The organism is Streptomyces sp. ITFR-16 (genome assembly GCF_031844705.1).
Taxonomy (GTDB): domain Bacteria; phylum Actinomycetota; class Actinomycetes; order Streptomycetales; family Streptomycetaceae; genus Streptomyces.
The window spans coordinates 1,320,831-1,338,072 of the sequence record NZ_CP134609.1 but is presented as its reverse complement, the minus strand read 5'-3'; the positions used below and the strand labels follow the sequence as shown (position 1 = coordinate 1,338,072).

13 protein-coding genes are annotated in these 17,242 nt (G+C 73.3%); 9 read left to right on the top strand and 4 right to left on the bottom strand.

Going from position 1 to position 17,242, the window contains the following annotated elements; all coding sequences use genetic code 11:
* Nucleotides 1–25: 25 nt before the first annotated feature.
* From RLT58_RS05955 to RLT58_RS05945, 3 genes are read right to left on the bottom strand one after another with little or no spacing between them, the layout of a single operon-like run.
* Nucleotides 26–1,942, bottom strand: a complete 1,917-nt coding sequence (locus RLT58_RS05955) for a non-ribosomal peptide synthetase (RefSeq protein WP_311309334.1) — start codon at nucleotides 1,940–1,942, stop codon at nucleotides 26–28.
* Nucleotides 1,939–3,105 carry a capreomycidine synthase gene (vioD, locus tag RLT58_RS05950; RefSeq protein ID WP_311309333.1) on the bottom strand — a complete coding sequence of 389 codons (1,167 nt, stop codon included), beginning with the start codon at nucleotides 3,103–3,105 and terminating at the stop codon, nucleotides 1,939–1,941. Before vioD ends, RLT58_RS05955 begins: the two co-directional genes overlap by 4 nt.
* A gap of 3 nt (nucleotides 3,106–3,108) precedes the next feature.
* The gene (locus RLT58_RS05945; protein ID WP_311309332.1) at nucleotides 3,109–4,149 is read right to left on the bottom strand and encodes a TauD/TfdA family dioxygenase; all 1,041 of its coding nucleotides are present in this window, start codon (nucleotides 4,147–4,149) and stop codon (nucleotides 3,109–3,111) included.
* A gap of 161 nt (nucleotides 4,150–4,310) precedes the next feature.
* Between RLT58_RS05945 and RLT58_RS05940 the strand changes: the two genes are divergently transcribed.
* Complete coding sequence (locus RLT58_RS05940) at nucleotides 4,311–5,135, top strand: SAVMC3_10250 family protein (protein ID WP_311309331.1); 825 nt, start codon at nucleotides 4,311–4,313, stop codon at nucleotides 5,133–5,135.
* Between the two features lie 106 nt (nucleotides 5,136–5,241).
* On the opposite strand, the gene RLT58_RS05935 is transcribed toward RLT58_RS05940, so the two are convergent.
* Entirely contained in the window at nucleotides 5,242–5,511 is a 270-nt protein-coding gene (locus tag RLT58_RS05935) for a GlsB/YeaQ/YmgE family stress response membrane protein (protein ID WP_311309330.1), read from the bottom strand.
* Nucleotides 5,512–5,746: 235 nt separating this feature from the next.
* Here RLT58_RS05935 and RLT58_RS05930 point away from each other — a divergent pair, with 235 nt between their 5' ends.
* The 8 genes from RLT58_RS05930 (at nucleotide 5,747) to RLT58_RS05895 (ending at nucleotide 17,241) form a co-directional block, all read left to right on the top strand.
* A complete protein-coding gene (locus tag RLT58_RS05930) occupies nucleotides 5,747–6,580 on the top strand; it encodes a PIG-L family deacetylase (protein WP_311309329.1) in 834 nt (277 codons plus the stop codon).
* Between the two features lie 122 nt (nucleotides 6,581–6,702).
* Nucleotides 6,703–7,404: a YciI family protein gene (locus RLT58_RS05925; protein ID WP_311309328.1), complete on the top strand. Its 702-nt coding sequence runs from the start codon at nucleotides 6,703–6,705 to the stop codon at nucleotides 7,402–7,404.
* Nucleotides 7,401–8,648, top strand: a complete 1,248-nt coding sequence (locus RLT58_RS05920) for an RNA polymerase sigma factor (RefSeq protein WP_311309327.1) — start codon at nucleotides 7,401–7,403, stop codon at nucleotides 8,646–8,648. Before RLT58_RS05925 ends, RLT58_RS05920 begins: the two co-directional genes overlap by 4 nt.
* Nucleotides 8,645–9,247 carry a sugar O-acetyltransferase gene (locus RLT58_RS05915; protein WP_311309326.1) on the top strand — a complete coding sequence of 201 codons (603 nt, stop codon included), beginning with the start codon at nucleotides 8,645–8,647 and terminating at the stop codon, nucleotides 9,245–9,247. Before RLT58_RS05920 ends, RLT58_RS05915 begins: the two co-directional genes overlap by 4 nt.
* Nucleotides 9,248–9,439: 192 nt before the next feature.
* Nucleotides 9,440–9,802, top strand: a complete 363-nt coding sequence (locus RLT58_RS05910; protein ID WP_311309325.1) for a hypothetical protein — start codon at nucleotides 9,440–9,442, stop codon at nucleotides 9,800–9,802.
* A 175-nt stretch (nucleotides 9,803–9,977) separates the two neighbouring features.
* Nucleotides 9,978–10,838: a DUF4132 domain-containing protein gene (locus RLT58_RS05905; RefSeq protein WP_311309324.1), complete on the top strand. Its 861-nt coding sequence runs from the start codon at nucleotides 9,978–9,980 to the stop codon at nucleotides 10,836–10,838.
* Nucleotides 10,835–16,024 carry a hypothetical protein gene (locus tag RLT58_RS05900; RefSeq protein WP_311309323.1) on the top strand — a complete coding sequence of 1,730 codons (5,190 nt, stop codon included), beginning with the start codon at nucleotides 10,835–10,837 and terminating at the stop codon, nucleotides 16,022–16,024. The genes RLT58_RS05905 and RLT58_RS05900 overlap by 4 nt, the downstream gene beginning before the upstream one ends.
* A complete protein-coding gene (locus RLT58_RS05895) occupies nucleotides 16,021–17,241 on the top strand; it encodes an ATP-binding protein (RefSeq protein ID WP_311309322.1) in 1,221 nt (406 codons plus the stop codon). The genes RLT58_RS05900 and RLT58_RS05895 overlap by 4 nt, the downstream gene beginning before the upstream one ends.
* Nucleotide 17,242 lies beyond the last annotated feature (1 nt).

The window sequence follows — 17,242 nt, the reverse complement described above, 5'->3', positions numbered from 1 at the left end:
GCCCCCTTCCTGTGCGCGCCACGGATCAGAGCGGGGCCGCCGCGCAGCGGGCCGCCAGCCCGGCCACCGTCGGGGACTCGAAGACGGTCGCGGGATCCAGCCGGATCCCCTGGCTGCGCAGCCTCTTGACCATCGTCATGGCCAGCAGCGATGTGCCGCCGATGGTGAAGAAGTCCTCCTCGGCGCCGATGTGCGTCAGCCCCAGCACCGACGCCCACACCTCCGCGAGCTGCTTCTCCACCGGCGACTCGGGCAGCCGTCCGGCCGGCACCCGGCCGCCGAGCCGCTCCTCGGCCAGGGCGGCGAGGCCGGCGCGGTCGAGCTTGCCGTTGCGGGTCAGCGGAAAGCCGTCCAGCCGCAGGTAGAGGTTGGGCACCTGGTACGCGGCGAGCAGCCGGGCCACATGGGCCCTGACCGCCGCCGGATCGGGGTCGCCGTCCGCGACGAAGCAGCACACCAGCTGGTCGGGCGGGGTGCCGCGCACGAGCACGGCGGCGTCGCGCACCTGCGGACAGCTCTTCGCGGCGCCCTCCACCTCCTCCAGCTCGATGCGGAACCCGCGTATCTTCACCTGGCTGTCGACCCGCCCCTGGAACTCCAGCATCCAGCCGTGCGACGGTACGTCGATGAGCCGGGCCAGGTCCCCGGACCGGTACACCCGCTCCACCGTGCCGTCGGGCAGGGTCAGTTCGGCGAACGCCCGCTCGGTGGCGGCGGCCGACTGGTAGCGCTGGGCCAGCCCGTCCCCAGCGATCAGCAGCTCACCCGTGACGCCCGGTGCGCACAGCGCGCCCTCGCCGTCGACGACGTACATCCGGTAGTTGGGCAGCGGCACACCGATGGGGATCTGGCCGGAGTCCGCCGCCGGGTCGACCACGACCTCCGTGGCGTTGACGGTGGCCTCCGTCGGTCCGTAGATGTTGTTGAGCAGCGCGGGGGAGCGCACGATCCGGTGCCAGTGGCGGGTGTGGTGGTAATGCAGTGTCTCGCCGCCGATGATGATCCACCGCAGGTCCGGCAGCTCGCGCAGGGCCGGCTCCTGGTCGGCGGCCTCCCGCAGGTGGTGCCAGTGGGCGGTGACCACGTCCAGGTGCGTGATCCGCTCCCGGCGCAGCCACGCCATCATCGCGAACGGGTCCTGCAACTCCGCCGGGGGCACGGGCAGCAGACAGGCACCGGTCACCCAGGCGGGGAAGATCTGCTGCACCGACGGGTCGAAGGTGAGCGGCGCGTTCTGGCAGAGCCGGTCCGAGGCCAGCACCTCGTGCCGGGAGACGAACCAGTGCACGAAGTTCAGCAGGCTGTGCTCGCTGATGCGTACGCCCTTGGGGCGGCCGGTCGTCCCCGAGGTGTAGATGATGTAGCAGGTGCGGTCGGGGTCGTACGGAGCGACCGGGCCGGCGGGCCCCTGCTCACCGGGCCCCAGGGCGCCGGCCCACCGCACACCGCCCCGGCCGTCGTCTCCGTCACCGTCCAGGACACCGCGTACGGAGACCGCCTCCGGCAGCCAGTCCAGCGCGCCGAGTTCGTCCGACGCGGCGAGCACCGCGGCGACCCCGGCGTCCTGGACGATGAACTCCAGCCGGGACACCGGGTCGGTGACGTCGACCGGGACATAGCCGCAGCCGGACTTGAGCACGGCGAGCATCCCCACATAGGGATGCACGGTCCGGCCGGCGGTGACCGCCACGATGCTGCCGGGCGCCACCCCCGAACGCCGCAGGAAGCCGCTGACCCGGTCCGACCTCTCGTCCAGCTCCCGGTAGGTCAGCTCCACTCCGTCGGCGGACACGGCGGGCCGGTCCGGATGGGCCGCGGCGGCCGCGCCGATCCACGCCGTCAGCCCTCCCTCGAACGGGAAGCGGCGGTCCGTGCGGTTGAACTCCGACCAGGCGGACCAGGACGGAACGGGGTGGGCGGGGACGGGCGGTGAGGCGTTCATCGTGAGGAACCTCCTTGGACCGGCACGGTGAGGGACGCGTCACCGAGCACCTGGGCGACCCGTTCGAGACCGGCGGTGAACTCCTCGGCGTCCCCGCCGAATCCGATCCGCATCCGGTCCGGACGGCCGAAGCACCGGCCCGGCACGACCAGGACACCGTGGTGCCGGAGCAGCGACTCGCAGGCGTCCGTGACATCGGGAACCCCGGGGAACCGGGGGAAGGCGGAGACGCCGCCGACCGGCACCGGGCAGGTGACCAGGCCGTCGTGGACGGCCGCCCACTCCAGCAGCGCCGCGCGGTTCTTCCGGGCGAGATCCAGCCGGGGCAGCAGCACCCGGTCGGCGTCCCGCAGCACACGCAGGGCGAGCAGTTCGTTCAGCGGTGAGGTGGAGATCGTGGTGTAGTCGCGGATCCGGACCATCTCGGTGAGCAGCCGCGCCTCGGCGACGCACCAGCCGACCCGTATCCCCGGCAGGCCGTAGGCCTTGGAGAGCGTGCCCGTCAGCACGACCCGGTCCTGCGGGAGTCCTTCGGCCTCGGTCGGCGCCGTGACGGCGGGACCGTCGTGGATCAGCTCGCCGAACGCCGCGTCCCAGAAGAGGTGGCAGTCGTGACGGGCCAGCATCCCGGCGAGCCGGCGCCGTCCCGCCGCGTCCAGGCAGGCGCCGGTGGGGTTGTGCGGGAAGTTGACCACGACGGCCCGGGTACGGGGCGTCAACTGCCGCTCCAGCAGGTCGAGATCGGGCCGGAAGTCGTCCTCCTCCCGCAGTTCCCACACCCGCAGCCGCGCACCGGCGGCCTCCGCCACGGCGGACAGGGCGTGGTAGACGGGATCCAGGACGACGACCTCGTCGCCCGGACGCAGCAGCGCCGACAGGGCGAGGAAGATCCCCTCCGTCGAGCCGTGCGTCACCATCACCTCCCCGGCCCGGCCCGGAGCGAACCGCGCGGCGACGGTCTCGCGCAGTTCCTCGCAGCCGGTCGACGGGCTGTCCCGGAAGATGACGTCGTCCAGCTCGGACGTCTCCAGGCCGAGCAGTGCGCGCAGTTCGCCGAGGGTGTAGTTGAGAACACCGGAGCTGGAGATGTCGATGGAGGCGGCGAAGTACCGCTCACGCAGCCAGTCCTCCAGGGGGGCCGCGGAAATGTCACCCAGGCTCATGGCTCAGCCGACCACCCTGCTCGTCGCCGACGGCCTCTCGGCCCGGGTGCGCCGCAGGTCGGTGACGACGTTGACCCGCTTCAGCCAGCGGTCCTTCCCGTCGAACCGCGCGCGGAAGGGCCGACGGCCGTGGACGACATTGCGGTTGTCGATGAAGCACACGTCACCGGCGCCGAGAACCACCTCGTACGTGTTGCCGTCCAGGTGCTCGATCAGCGCCTCCATGGCCCGCACCGCCTCGGGGTCGTCCTCGTCGGCCACGGTGAAGTCGCGGTCGATCCGCAGCACCGGAGCGTCCCCGGGCCCGCTCAGCAGCGCGACCTTCTCTCGGTTGTGCCGGGTGTCCGCGGCGGAGCTGTGCGACGGATCGGGATGGATGGTGAACCGCTTCTGCGCCAGGACGCGCACGACGTCCTGCGGCAGCGACGCGGGGTCGGCGCACGACAGGGTCGTCGGGATGTCACCGCGGTCGCGCAGGCAGAACAGCCCGACGTGGTCGGCCCTGCTCTCCGAGAACGCGTCCTCCGTGTGCCATCCCAGCTCCCGTTCGCTGCTGGCGCTCACCAGGCTGTGCTCCAGCCCGCGCACCGGCAGCACGTCGGTGACGATCCGGCCGTCCTGCTGGGTCCCCCACCCGATCGGGTCGCCGAGCAGGGCCGCGTACAGCACGAGCAGGAAGCCGTACGGGCCGCTGGCCGCGGTGTCCGCCTCCCGCCAGATGGCCGGCGTGGGCTCCAGCCACGGTTCGACGGTGTTGCCGGACACGACGAAGGCGTGCTTGCGGTCGTCGAGCCGGGCGGCGTTCGCCGCCCGGCGCACGGAGGGCGGCAGATCGTGGGCCAGCACCGGCACATCGGCGAGAAACCCCTCGTCGTGCGCGTTCGGGTAGGCCTCGGCGCAGGCCTTCGCCAGCGCGAACGCCCCGGCCGCCTCGGCCGGGGTGAGACGGTGCCGCACGACACGGCCCCGGTCGGCGGACGGTCCGGACGATGACGTCGAGTCCTCCGTGCCCCGGTCCTCAAAGACATCGACATGACTCACCATCTGGCAACTCCTCGGCTCGGCTGACACGGGCGGAGCCAGCGTGGCGACGGCGACTATCGATGTCCCTTCCGGCGCATATCGAACCGCCACCACGCAGGGCGGGCCGCGTACGATCAGTGGGTTCGTGGTACTGCCGATCGGTTCGGGCCTTGGGGGGTCGGATGCGGGACCTGCTCTACTTCTCGCCGTTGAAACTCAGGCATTTCCACGGCGGCGCCCGGCCACCCCTCCTCGGGGGCCGCTCCGTCGAGGTCGAGACGACGGCGTTCGGCGCCGGGGCGCGCGTGGCGCTCGGCGGGGCCGAACCGCCCGGCGCCGGTGAGCCCGAGGGCCCGGATCTGGAAACGGCCATCGCGCACCTGGAGAAGACCTGCACCGCGCACACGGCGGTCCCGGCCTCGTGCCGCTCCGTCGGAATGGACGAGTGGGTGGAGTTCTCGGGCCCCTTCCACCGAGGACCCCGCCTCCGTGACTGGGGCCTGCACGACAAGGGCGTGTACACCTTCACCTCGCGCGAAAACCCCCTGCTGTGCCCCCGGTTCACCGACGGAACCGACTGCCCGGGCGTCGAGGTGCTGCTGTGCGGTTCCGCCCGGCACGTCTTCGGCCAGGAGGACCAGCCCCCGACCCGGATGGGGTCCGGGTCGGACTGGCTGCACGACATGGCCGCCGAACTGGTGGCCATGGAGGAGCGCGGCGAGACCACGCTCCCCGAGTCCCTCGTACGCACGCGGCCCGGGATGCAGGAGTACGCGGCCCGGGTGGCCCACGACATGATGATCTCCTGGCGCCAGGGCCCCTCCCATGTGCACGGCCACGCCCGGGTCCTGTGCAATTTCGAACCCGTGGACGGACAGCACCGCCTGATCGTGGCGAGCCCGCTGTACGTCGAGACCGCGCCGCCGCCGAGAGAGGGAGCCCTGACCCCGCAGCCGACGCGGCGCCGACGGCCCTGGAACTTCCGGGTCTACCCGCCGGCGCGCTGATCCGGTCCGAGGCGGGCCACGAGCGCCCTGACGGCCGCCGGAACGCGTGAAGCGGCTCCGCCCTCTCCGGGCGGAGCCGCTTCACGCGTTCCGGGGGTACGACGGGTCAGGCGTGGCGGCGGTTGCCGGTGAAGACGCGGTAGAGCGCGAGCAGAATCATCGAGCCGACGATGGCGGCGATCCAGGTGGAGATGTCGAAGAACCCGTCGATGGAGTCGACGCCGAAGATCACCTTGCCGAGCCAGCCGCCGAGCAGACCGCCCGCGATACCGATGAGCATCGTGATGATGATGCCCCCGGGGTCCTTGCCCGGCATGAGTGCCTTGGCGATGAGGCCCGCGAGCAGCCCGATGAGAATCCAAGCAATGATGCCCATAATGCCTCTCCTACCTGGTGGTTTAAAGACGGTGTCAAGGACCGTGTTTACCGTGCCGGGGCTTTCAAACACGCATTGCTCGGTCACTTGTGCGAGGCATGGGCGGCGGTCGCGTACGCGCCGCCCGGGAAGACCGAGGGGCCGCGCCGGGAACAGCGAGTGCGACCGGTGCGGTTGCATGGACGGCATCGCCCACGCGTATGCGACCAGACATATTTCTGCAGGAGGACCTTTCATGACTGACCGGCCGTTGACCCTCATGGCAGTGCACGCCCACCCCGACGACGAGGCGACCGGGACCGGAGGAGTCCTCGCGCGGTATGCGGCGGAAGGAATCCGCACGGTGCTCGTGACCTGTACCGACGGCGGTTGCGGTGACGGGCCGGGGGGCGTCAAGCCGGGCGAACCCGGGCACGATCCGGCGGCCGTCGCCGCGATGCGCCGCCGGGAACTAGAGGCGAGCTGCGAGGTCCTCAAGATCAGCGACCTGGAACTGCTGGACTACGCCGACTCCGGGATGATCGGCTGGGCGAGCAACGACGCCTCCGGATCCTTCTGGCAGACCCCCGTGGCAGAGGGCGCCGCCCGGCTCGCGGACCTCATGCGCCACTACCGGCCCGATGTCGTCGTCACCTACGACGAGAACGGCTTCTACGGCCATCCCGACCACATCCAGGCCCACCGCATCACGATGGCGGCGCTGGAGATGACCGACCTGACACCGAAGGTGTACTGGACGACGATGCCCCGGTCGATGATGCAGCGGTTCGGGGAGACCATGCGCGAGTTCCACGAGGACATGCCCGAGCCGGACCCCGCCGAGGCCGCCGCGATGGCCGAGATCGGCCTCCCCGACGAGGAGGTCACCACCTGGGTGGACACCACCCCGTTCAGCGGCCAGAAGTTCGACGCCCTGGCAGCGCACGCCAGTCAGGGCGAGAACATCTTCTTCCTCAAGATGGGCAGGGAGCGATTCGCCTCGTTCATGGGCATGGAGACCTTCGTCCGGGTGAAGGACACCACCGGCGCTCCCGTACCCGAGAACGACCTCTTCGCCGGCCTGCGCTGACCCGCAGCGGGCCGGGCCGGGCCGGGCCGGGGCACACCTGCGTAAAAAATACCCGCGGCGCGTTGTCGGATTCCGCGCAGGCCGTTCGTCGTCCTCATGAAGCGTCCGAAAGGAGAACGGTCATGAAGTACGTGTTGTTCATCGCCACGGACCCCGCGGGGGAGCCGACCGACGAGAACCCGGAGGCATGGGTCGAGAAGTGGAACGGCCGCGGCGTCCGGGTGGAGGGCATGCCGCTGAAGCCGCCCGCCGGGACCAGGACGGTCCGGGTGCGCGGTGACGAGGTCCTGGTCACCGACGGCCCGTTCGCGGAGATGGCCGAGTGGATCGCCGGGTATGACCTCGTGGAGGCCGCCGACCTCGACGAGGCGATCGAGGTCGCCGCCTCGCACCCGATGGCCACCGCCGGACGCATCGAGGTCCGGCCGGTCGAACCGGTCGATCTCGGACCGGGCACCGGGAACGTCCCGCACGAGGGCGACGCACCCGCATCCCGCTTCCTCGCGATCCTGCGGACGGACCCGGACGCGCCGGCCCTCACCCCCGAACCCGCCGAGGTGGCCGCCTGGATCCGCGACGGCCTCGCCTCCGGGCGCTACCTCGGCGGGGAGCACCTGCGTCCCGTCCGGGACGCCACCCTCGTACGCCGCCGCGAGGGGGAGCTGCTGATCACCGACGGCGCGTACACGGACACGCCGGCAGGGGTGACCGGGATCGTGTTCGTGGACGGCGAGTGGGAGGAGGCGACCGGCTACCTCGCCCGCTGTCCCATGGCCCGCTCCGGAAGCGTCGAACTGCGCGAGTTCTGGACGGACTTCTCGTGAGCACCGGGCCGGCGGAGGTGCGGGCGGCGCTCGCCGATGCGTACCGGGGCGAGTGGGGCGTCGTGTTCGGCACGATCGTGCGCCTGACCGGCGACTGGGAGCTGGCCGAGGACTGCGCACAGGAGGCGTTCGCCCGCGCCCTGCCGGCCTGGGAGCGGGACGGGGTCCCGCGAAAGCCGGGGGCCTGGCTGGTGACCGCCGCGCGGCACCGCGCCTTCGACACGCTGCGGCGCGGGACGACCGAGCGCGACAAGCTGGCCGAGGCCGCCGCGCTCGAGGCGGCCCGCGAACCGCAGCCGCCCGGGGACGAGCGCCTGCGGCTGGTGTTCACCTGCTGCCACCCGGCGCTCCCGCCGGAGTCCCGGGTCGCGCTCACCCTGCGCGCGGTCAGCGGTCTGACCACGCGGGAGATCGCCCGCGCGTTCCTGGTGGGTGAGGACACCGTGTCGCAACGCATCCTGCGGGCGAAACGCAAGATCGCGTCGGCGGGCATCCCGTACCGGGTGCCACCGCCCGGCGCCCGCGCCGAACGGCTGGGCGGGGTACTCGCCGTCATCTACCTCATGTTCACCGAGGGGTACGCGCCGAGCGACGGCACCACCCAGCGCGACACCCTCACCGACGAGGCCGTACGGCTCGCCCGGCTCGTCGCCGCCGAGGCACCGGACGAGCCGGAGGCGCGCGGCCTGCTCGCCCTCCTGCTGCTCCAGCACGCGCGGCGCGCCGCCCGGCTCGACGCCGACGGCGAACTGGTCACGCTGGACCGGCAGGACCGCACGCGATGGGACCACGCGCTCATCGCCGAGGGCGCGGCCCTGGCCCGCGAGGCCGTCGGGGCGGGCGGCCCCTACGCCCTCCAGGCGGCCATCGCCGCCCAGCACGCCCTCGCCCCGACCGCGGCGGCGACCGACTGGGCGGCGATCGTGACGTGGTACGACCGGCTCCTCGCGCTGCGCGCGAACCCGGTCGTGGAGCTGAACCGCGCGGTGGCGGTCGGGATGCACAAGGGGCCCCAGGCGCAGTTGGACGCGGTCGATGCCCTCGGCGCGTCCAAGGAACTGGCCGGCAACCACGCCGTCCCCGCGGTCCGCGCGGACGCGCTGCGCCGCCTCGGCCGCTCACGCGAGGCGGCCGAGGCGTACCGCACGGCGGGGTCGATCGCCCCGAGCCGGGCGATCGCCCGGGAGTACGCGAAGCGGATCGAGGAAATGGAACAGACCGACGAAGGGAGCGCCCCCCTGTGACGCACGCGCCTGATGAAGAAGTGCTTGCCCGGATCGCCGGAGGACTCGTCTACACCGAGTCGGAAGCGGCTTCCCTGGACAACGAACGCCGGACGGAGCAGATCTTCGACTACAACCACACACCTCCGCGCGAGGAGGCGCGGCGCCGGGAGCTGCTCGTCGGCATTCTCGGCTCGGTCGGGGAACGTACGGTCCTGCTGCCGCCGTTCCACGCGGCGTTCGGCAGCAACGTCCACATCGGCGACGACTTCTTCGGCAACGTGAATCTGACGTTCGTCGACGACGTGGACATCCGCGTGGGCGACGGCGTCATGATCGCTCCCGGCGTGACGCTGACCACGACAGGCCACCCGGTGCATCCCGCGCGCCGGGTCGACTTCGCCCGGTTCTCCGAGCCGATCGTCATCGAGGACAAGGTGTGGATCGGCAGCAACGCGGTGGTCCTGCCGGGCGTGCGCATCGGCTACGGGTCGGTCATCGGCGCCGGCAGCGTCGTCAGCCGCGACATCCCTCCGATGACGGTCGCTCTCGGGACCCCCTGTCGCGTGGTCCGCGAGATCACGGACAAGGACCTGACCACGCGCCTGGCGGCCCAATAGCGCGAAACGCCCGGCGGGACGCCGCTCTTGGCCTTCGAGAGGTGCGGAGATCCGAGGAGGCCCCGTCCTCCTGACCGGAGGGCAAGCGGGCAAGTGGGCCACGCTATCTTGGGCCGGATGCAGCCACACCAGTCTCCCGCCCCTTCCGCCCCGCCGGCTCCCGTGCGCCCCATCAACCGCACCAGAACCGTCGTGCTCTCACTCATAGCCGGGCTCGTGCTCGGTGCCGCGGGGGCCAGTGCCGTCTGGGCGCTGCGTGCTGACTCCACCCCCGCCGACGCGAGCCCCGCAGCGGACGCCCGCGCCGCGTGCCAGGCGCTCGACGGGTTCGACCCGGACAAGTACACGGCGAAGGGGTCCGCCGGCGAGATCGCCCTCAACCGCTACGCGGCGGCCGGCGCGTTCTCCGCGTCGGCCGCCGCCGGCGACGCGCAGTACAAGCCGCTCGCCGACGCCATCCGCCGCTCCCAGGACCGTCACGCCCGGGTCTTCGACTTCGACGCGACGGCGAAGAAGGACCTGGACCGCGCCCGCTCGTTCTGCGACGGCCTGTAGCTCGCCCCGGGGCGGCGCCCGGCGCGGGCCCGCACGGTGAAGCGGAGGGCCCGAACCCCCGTTGTCACTGCCGCCGCCTAGAGTCTCTCCCACTCGTCACGGTGCGTTGCCGCGACGGGTTTCATCAGCGTGCCGCCGGTGCGGCGGCCGTCCGTGACAACGGGGAGAACAGCGCATGGGGTGGGTTCAGGCGGGCGACTACGAAGTCGCTCTGGAGGCGGGCAAGGTGGTCTGCCGCAACGGGAAGGGCCGGCGGCTGAAGTCCGTTCCGGCCACATTGAAGGAGGACCCGGCGGTCGTCGGGCTCCGGCAGCTGACCGAGTGGCTTGACCGGCACGAGCAGCAGTGCCTGACCGACGTCGAGCAGTGGATGGTGCGTTCGCTGCCCGTCCCCACGGCCGTGCTCGCCCGGGTCTGGCCCGACCCGGCCTGGCAGGCGGCCCTGCGCGACGTCGTGGTCACCGGCGCGGACGGCGGCGTCGCCGGCTTCCTGCGCGATGTCGACCCCGAGCGCGGCCTCGGCCTCGTCGACCTGGACGGCGACACGGTCCGCATCACCCCGGACGTCGTCAGCGTGCCCCACCCCGTCCTCCTCGACGACCTCGACGAGCTGCGCGAGTTCGCCGTCGAACTGGGCGTGGGCCAGAACGTGGAGCAGCTGTTCCGCGAGGTGTGGCGCCGCCCGGCGGACCTCACCCCGGACACCACGTCCGTGGACACCTACGCCGGCGGTGTGTTCAAGGAACTGCGCTTCCTGCACGGCCGCGTCACCCAGCTCGGATACCGGTCGCGCGGTGGATACGCGGTCTGCCCAGTTGTCGAGGACGGCGCCACCACCGAGGCGCGCATCTGGATCGGCGAGCACGACGGATACGACGCGTACGACACCGAGACGGGCCCGCTGGGCTGGACCGACCCCGCGGGGCGCGCGCTGACGGCCGCCGAGGTCGGCCCGGTCGCGTGGTCCGAGGGCATGCGCATGGCGGCGGCGCTCTACGCCGGCCGCGACGTGGAGGACGAGGAGCGGGCGGCATGAGCACCACGACGACGAACACCCACACGAACACGACGGCGGCGGGCGAGGCGTTCCTCCCCGCCCAGGCCCGGAGCACCACCGGCCCCCTCACCGAGGCCCGCGCGGCGGCCCTCCTGGACGCGGGCACGATCCTCCCCGTCGGCAGCACCGACCGGGACGACGCCGACACGCTGACCGCCCGCACCTACACGCACACCGCCCTCGGCGACCGCCCCGTGGTCCGGCTCGTGCCCGGCACCCTCGGCGAAGCCGAGGACCTGGCCCTGGAGTTCCTCGGGCTGGAGCGGACCGCCGAGGCCCCCGTCGTGGGCCAGGTGCGCCGCGAGACCCTGGGCTTCCCGGCCTGGGCGCTGGTCAACGACCCGGCCAACGGACACCACGCCCTGGCCCTGGTCAAGGACATCGAACGGCTGGGCCGGCAGGCCAGGACCCGCGCCGGAGCCGCCAAGGAGGGCTTCGACGCACTCGGCACCCGCCTCGGCCGGGCCGTACCCCACTTCCTTCCCACCTACTACGAGCAGGTGGCGCGCCTCTTCCTCCAGGCCGAGAACACCACCTACGCCGCCTCCTTCTTCGGCAAGGCCCGCGAGGCCGAGCGGGTGCACGGACTGGAGGTGGACGAGGACCGGCAGCGGGCCGTCTTCCTGGAGTTCGCCTTCGCCGGCGCGCTGACCGTCAAGGCCCTGCGGCAGTACGTGCGCGACCTGGTGGCCCGGCTCGCACCGGAGGACGCCTGGGCGCAGTTCCGCCGGCTGCTGGTCGAGCGCTGCGCGGCCGGCATGCCGCCGTACGCGGCGCTGCCGCAGGACGTGCGCGTGCTCGTCAAGGCCGCCGGACTCGACCGCGAGGCCGCCGAGAGCGAGCTGGTGGTCGATCTGATCGGCTCCCCGGGAGTCGTCCGCGCCCCCGCCTCGTTCTGGACGGCCTACCGCTCCTCGCTCGTCGCCCTCGCGCTGCGCGACACGGCCGTGCGAACCCGGCTCCTCGGCTTCTTCCCGGAGAACTTCAGCGAGAGCGGCCGGGACACCGACGGCGAACGCGACTGGCTCGCGCTGCTGGCCGAGTCCGGCGCCGAGGAACTGCTGACCGCCCTCCCGGACACGTCCGACAGCGCCGCCGCTGCGACCGCCGCCCCCGCCGAACCGTCCGTCTCCCCGGCCGACTGGCTGGCCCGCTGGGAGGCACACCGCCGGCGCAACCGGGTCACCTCGGGCCGCAGCCCGCAGACCCTCGGCCTGGCCGCCCGGATGGCGGACCGGCTGCGTGCCGACGGGCGCTCCGTCGAACTGTTCCAGGGCCGCTGGCAGCGCACCGCCGACCTGGACCTCCTCGACCTCTGCCTCGCCTCGGGCGTCCCCGTCGCCGAACCGGACGACCAGGGCCCGGACACCACGCAGAGCCCCGGCCTCCCGCTCGGCTCCTGGCTCACCGAGACCGTCCCCGGCGCCCGGGACCTCACCGCCCTCGCCGAACGGCCGTTCTTCCGCGCCCTGCTGCGCCGGACCGTCGGCGCCCTCGGCAGCGGACGCGGCCAGGGGATGGGCGACGCCGGCATGGCGAAGCTGGCCGCCCACCCCGTGCTCTCCGGAATCCTGCGGGAGTGGCTGACCGACTGCGCCGAGGAGTACGCCGCCGCGCGTGGCCTCCCCGGGCTGCACACCGCTCTCAACCGGCTCTCGGCGTTCCGCTCCGTGGCCGCTGACGTCGCCCCGGACGCCGTGCGCCTCCTGGAGAAGCACGATGTCGTGCCGCTGCTCGCCGCCACCCTGCGTACCGGCGTCCTCGATGAACTGGGCTGGCCCGCGCTCGACGAGACCTATGCCGAACTGGCCGCCGAGGCCGAGTCGGGCGCGCGTCAGCGGCACCACCGCTCGGAGGGCGTCGGTGTCACCGGCGCCTGGCCCGCGCTGATCCTGAACACTCCCGAACGGGCCGTCGTCGTCGGCCCGGAAGGCGTTCTGCTGCGGCACACCCTGCGGCTGCCCGCCACCATCGACCAGTGGCGCACCCTCGCCTTCCGCTACGTCGACGGCGAGTTGCTGGTCATCTGGTGGGAGGACGGCAAGCAGCGCGGCTACTGGTCGCACCGCCCCGCCGAGGTGTTCGCCGTCGGCGGCGAGCAGATCCCCCGCTGGGGCGGCTCCGGCCCCTCGGACGAGGTCTGCCTCCCGCTGCCCGGCGGCGGCCGCGCCACCGGCGGCAAGGCCCTGCACGCGGGCGACACCTCCCTCCCGCCGCAGCGCGCCGTCATCTCCGACGGCACCGGTTACTGGCGGGAGGGCCGCCAGGGCACGCAGACGGTGTGGCTGGAGTACGACCCGGCCGGCGGCACGCACGGCCGCGCGTCCCTCCCCGCCTTCCTCCGCTCCGGAGTGCGGGACGGCAGCCGGCTGCTCACCGAGCACTGCCAGGTGCTGCCCCTCCAGCCCGGTCTGGAGACCACCCCGTTCGGCACGGACGGCAAGGTACTCGGCCGCTGGGTCCGCCGTACGGTCACCGAGCCCGGCACGGCCGCCCCCGCCGACGGGCACCGGACCGCCGTCGGCACCCCCGACGGCCACACCGTCACCCTGCCCTACCCGCTGCCCGGCAACGGGACCCCGGTGCCGCTCGGTGCCCTCACCCTGCCCGGCGGGTCACGGCCGGTCGCGGTCCTGCGCCACCGCTCCGTCGACGCGCACCCTGCGGACACGGACGGCACCGGCGGCAGCCTGTGGTCCGTCACCCCCGACTCCTCCGGCGGGAACGACGCGGCGGGCACCCCCTATGTGCCGCCCGTCGCCTACTGGCACGCCCTGCGCCCGAGGGACCAGCGGGGCTCCACCGCCCTGCGGAACCTGACGGACTCCCGGGCGCGGGAGCTGTTCGAGGTGGTCGCCACCGAGGTCGCCCGGCACCTGGAGGCGTTCCGCGCCGTCGAGGAGTACACCGGGCCCTCGGCGCGTGAGCTGAGCGAGAAGGCCGTCGCCCGCGCGCTGCCCGAGGTGTCCGACGTACGGCTCCTCGCGGGCGTCACCGCCCTCGTCCGGGAAGCGGTGGACCGGGCCGCCTCGGTCGCCCGGTACCTGGCACCGCCCAAGCCCGCGCAGCCGGCCACCCCCCGCAACACCGCACGCACCCAGGGCATGTTCTTCGACCAGGAGCCCGAGCACGGCGACGACACGACCCTGCAGACCGCATCGGCCCTGCACTCCGAGCGGATGCGCGGCGGCTGGTGGGGAGGCGGGAAGCGGTGGACCGCGATCCGGCAGATCCTCGCCGTCAACCACGTCCTCGGCGGCGAGCCGGCATTCGGCCCGCCCATCGCGTCCACGACCCCGTTCACCTCCGTGGACGGCTGGCAGCGGGACGAGTACACCGTGCCCGGTGACTCCCTGACCTGGGCCTCCCACCTCGACTACCTGCCCGAACTGGCCTACCGGGCCGCCTCGGAGGCCACCTCCGCCGAGCACCGCGCCGCGCTCCTCGTGTTCCTGGAGACCCTCGCCGCAGGGCCGCTGGCCGACCCGGCGGGCACGGTACGACAGGTGGAGCTCGTCGAGCCGTACAGCACGGGGACGGCCCCGGGACGCCCCGAGTCCGTGCACCGGGTCGGGCATGTGCTGCGCAAGGGCACCCGCACCGTTGTGATCATCGCCAACCGGGGCCGCAACTACCAGAACGACGTGGCACGCTGGCTCGCCCTGGACCACGACCCGACCGGCGCGTTCGGCCCCGTCCCCGGCTTCACCCTGGACTGGGAGTACGTGCACCGGCACGGAATCGATCCCGGCCGGCTCACCCGGCTCACCGCCCTGGTACGGGAACAGGGCCCGGCACCCTGGCGCCCGGAGGCCGCCGAGGCGTTCGACACGGCCACCGGAATAGGCCCGCTCCAGTCCGTCGCCCTGCTGTCGGCGGCCGTCGAGGAGCCCGGCGCCGACGTGCTCGCGCTGCTCGGGGCGAAGACGCGTGCCTTCGAGGCGGCCCAGGCCAGGCTGGACGCCCTGCCCCGCGAAGACCGGCACGCCGTGCAGCGGGCACTGCTGCCCGCCGACCCGGCCGAGCTGTGGTCCACGGGCCCCGACGTCGTGGCCGCCGCCGAGGTCTGGAAGCAGCGGCTGGGCTCCCTCGTCCGCGTACCGGAGGAACTGGACCTGGACCTGTCGGGCACCGGCCCGGGAGCCGTCGACCTGATCCTCAACACCGACTCCCGCACCTGGCTCGCCCACGGCACCGATGTCCCGGACGGCACCGGCCGCCCGAGCCTGCGCCGGGTGAGCGCGCGCGGAGCGGTTTCCTCGGCGCTCACCGCCCTGCGCACCCTCGCCTACACGCTGCCGTACGGGCATCCGCTGCGGGCGCACCTGCCCGTGGGGCTCGCGGCCCTGCGGACACGCCTCGCCGACCCGGGCCTGGTGCTGGACCTCGGTCTGGACTGGACCGAGTCGGGGCACTCGATCGGCCCCGTGATCCGCGCCGCCCACGGACTCCCCGAGTCCGGCGGCGCCGGCCCCGACGGCCTGGTCCGGGCCGGCTCGGCGCTGCTCCTCGCCCCCGGCCACGGCACCAGCGAGAAGGTGCTGATCCGCCCGGCCGGCCTGACGGGCCCCGAGGACCCGGCGTTCGGCCTCGTCGAGGGCACCGTCGCCCCGCACAGCACCGGCGACCTCCTCGCCCTGAGCGCACTGCTGAGCGAGGAGACCGACGCGCTGGTCACGGCGGGCGCCCCCGACGGCTCCCCGCAGTATCCGGCCCAGGACCCGGCGCGTGCGGTGCCGGACCTGGTGGCCGAGGCCGCCGGCACCCTGGGCCTGGGGGCGGACGCCGCCGTCCTGTACCTGATGCTGCTCGCCCTGCCCGACCCGACGGACCGCAACTGCGTCCGCTGGACCGAGTGGAAGCCGGCCCGGGTCAAGAAGGCCCGCGCCGAACTCGCGGCCACCGGCCCGGTCGTGGAGGCGAAGCGCTCGCGTGCCGGCCGCACCCTGTTCCTCCCCTGCGGCTGGCTCGAACGCGGAGCCCCCGGACTGCCGCTGGAGACATGGAAGGAACGCCTGTATCCCGTGGCGGGGTCCACCCGGACCCTCCCGCACCTCCCCGTGCCCGCGCTGTTCGCAGCCGCCTGGGACCGGGTCCGCGGCGGCGACGCCCCCGGCTTCGAGGAACTGGACACCCGCGCGACCAGGAAGGGCCGCCGCCGATGACGAACGACACCACCACCGCGGAGAGCACCACCACGGGCGGCGTGCCGGACCGGGCGACGGCGCCCGGCCGGGAGCACCGCCAGATCACGCCGCCCGAGGACCGGTACGCCACCGAGCTGGCTTTCCTCGCCGTGCATGACTCCGGCCCCCGCCCGCCCGGCTGGCTGCTCACCCCGCGTGCCGTCGTCACCTTCGTGATGGGCAGTGCGGGCGAGGCACTGGGGCTGCCGAAGGGCGCCCGCCCCGGGGAGGGGGTGCCGTCCCGCCTGGTGATCGAGCAGAAGTTCGTCGGCGAGCGCGCTCTGGTCGAACGGTGCGTCGTCACCCTTGCCGGCGAGCGCGGGCTCCTCCTCGTGGGCGAGCCCGGTACGGCCAAGTCCATGCTCTCCGAGCTGCTGTCGGCGGCCGTCTGCGGGACCAGCGGGCTCACCGTGCAGGGCACTGCGGGCACCACCGAGGACCAGCTCAAGTACGGCTGGAACTACGCGCTGCTGCTCGCCCAGGGCCCCACCGAACAGGCCCTGGTGCCCTCTCCGGTCCTCGCGGCCATGACCCGGGGGGCCGTCGCCCGCGTCGAGGAGGTCACCCGCTGCCTGCCCGAGGTCCAGGACGCCCTTGTGTCACTGCTCTCGGAACGCCGGATCGCGGTCCCCGAACTCGCGGGCGGCGAGGGCTCCCAGGTGCACGCCGCCCCCGGGTTCACCCTCATCGCCACCGCCAACCTGCGGGACAAGGGCGTCTCGGAGATGTCCGCCGCGCTGAAGCGGCGCTTCAACTTCGAGACCGTGGGCCCCATCGGGGACATCGACGCCGAGACCGCGCTCGTCCGGCGCCAGTCGCGGGCAGCCGTCGAACGCGTGGGCGCCGCCTTCCAGGTGGACGACGCGGTCCTCGAAGCCCTGGTCACCGCCTTCCGGGACCTGCGCGAGGGCCGCTCCGCAGAGGGCTGGGAGGTCGAGCGGCCCTCCACGGTGATGAGCACGGCGGAGGCCGTCTCCGTGGCGGGCGCCCTGGGCCTGGCCGCCGCCTACTTCCCCGGCGACCGGGACGTCCTCTCCCTCCTGCCCGGCCATCTGCTCGGGGTCGTCCGGAAGGACGACCCCGCCGACGCGGCACGGCTGCTGGGGTACTGGGACGGGCCGGTGCGCAGGCGTGCGGAGCAGGGCGCGGCCACCTGGCGTGCCCTGTGGGACCTGCGCGCGGTGCTGGAGAACTGAC

Coding starts and splice junctions, on each gene's coding strand:
- RLT58_RS05955 (WP_311309334.1), bottom strand. CDS start 1,942: ATGAACGCCTCACCGCCCGTCCCCGCCCACCCCGTTCCGTCCTGGTCC.
- vioD (WP_311309333.1), bottom strand. CDS start 3,105: ATGAGCCTGGGTGACATTTCCGCGGCCCCCCTGGAGGACTGGCTGCGT.
- RLT58_RS05945 (WP_311309332.1), bottom strand. CDS start 4,149: ATGGTGAGTCATGTCGATGTCTTTGAGGACCGGGGCACGGAGGACTCG.
- RLT58_RS05940 (WP_311309331.1), top strand. CDS start 4,311: ATGCGGGACCTGCTCTACTTCTCGCCGTTGAAACTCAGGCATTTCCAC.
- RLT58_RS05935 (WP_311309330.1), bottom strand. CDS start 5,511: ATGGGCATCATTGCTTGGATTCTCATCGGGCTGCTCGCGGGCCTCATC.
- RLT58_RS05930 (WP_311309329.1), top strand. CDS start 5,747: ATGACTGACCGGCCGTTGACCCTCATGGCAGTGCACGCCCACCCCGAC.
- RLT58_RS05925 (WP_311309328.1), top strand. CDS start 6,703: ATGAAGTACGTGTTGTTCATCGCCACGGACCCCGCGGGGGAGCCGACC.
- RLT58_RS05905 (WP_311309324.1), top strand. CDS start 9,978: ATGGGGTGGGTTCAGGCGGGCGACTACGAAGTCGCTCTGGAGGCGGGC.
- RLT58_RS05900 (WP_311309323.1), top strand. CDS start 10,835: ATGAGCACCACGACGACGAACACCCACACGAACACGACGGCGGCGGGC.
- RLT58_RS05895 (WP_311309322.1), top strand. CDS start 16,021: ATGACGAACGACACCACCACCGCGGAGAGCACCACCACGGGCGGCGTG.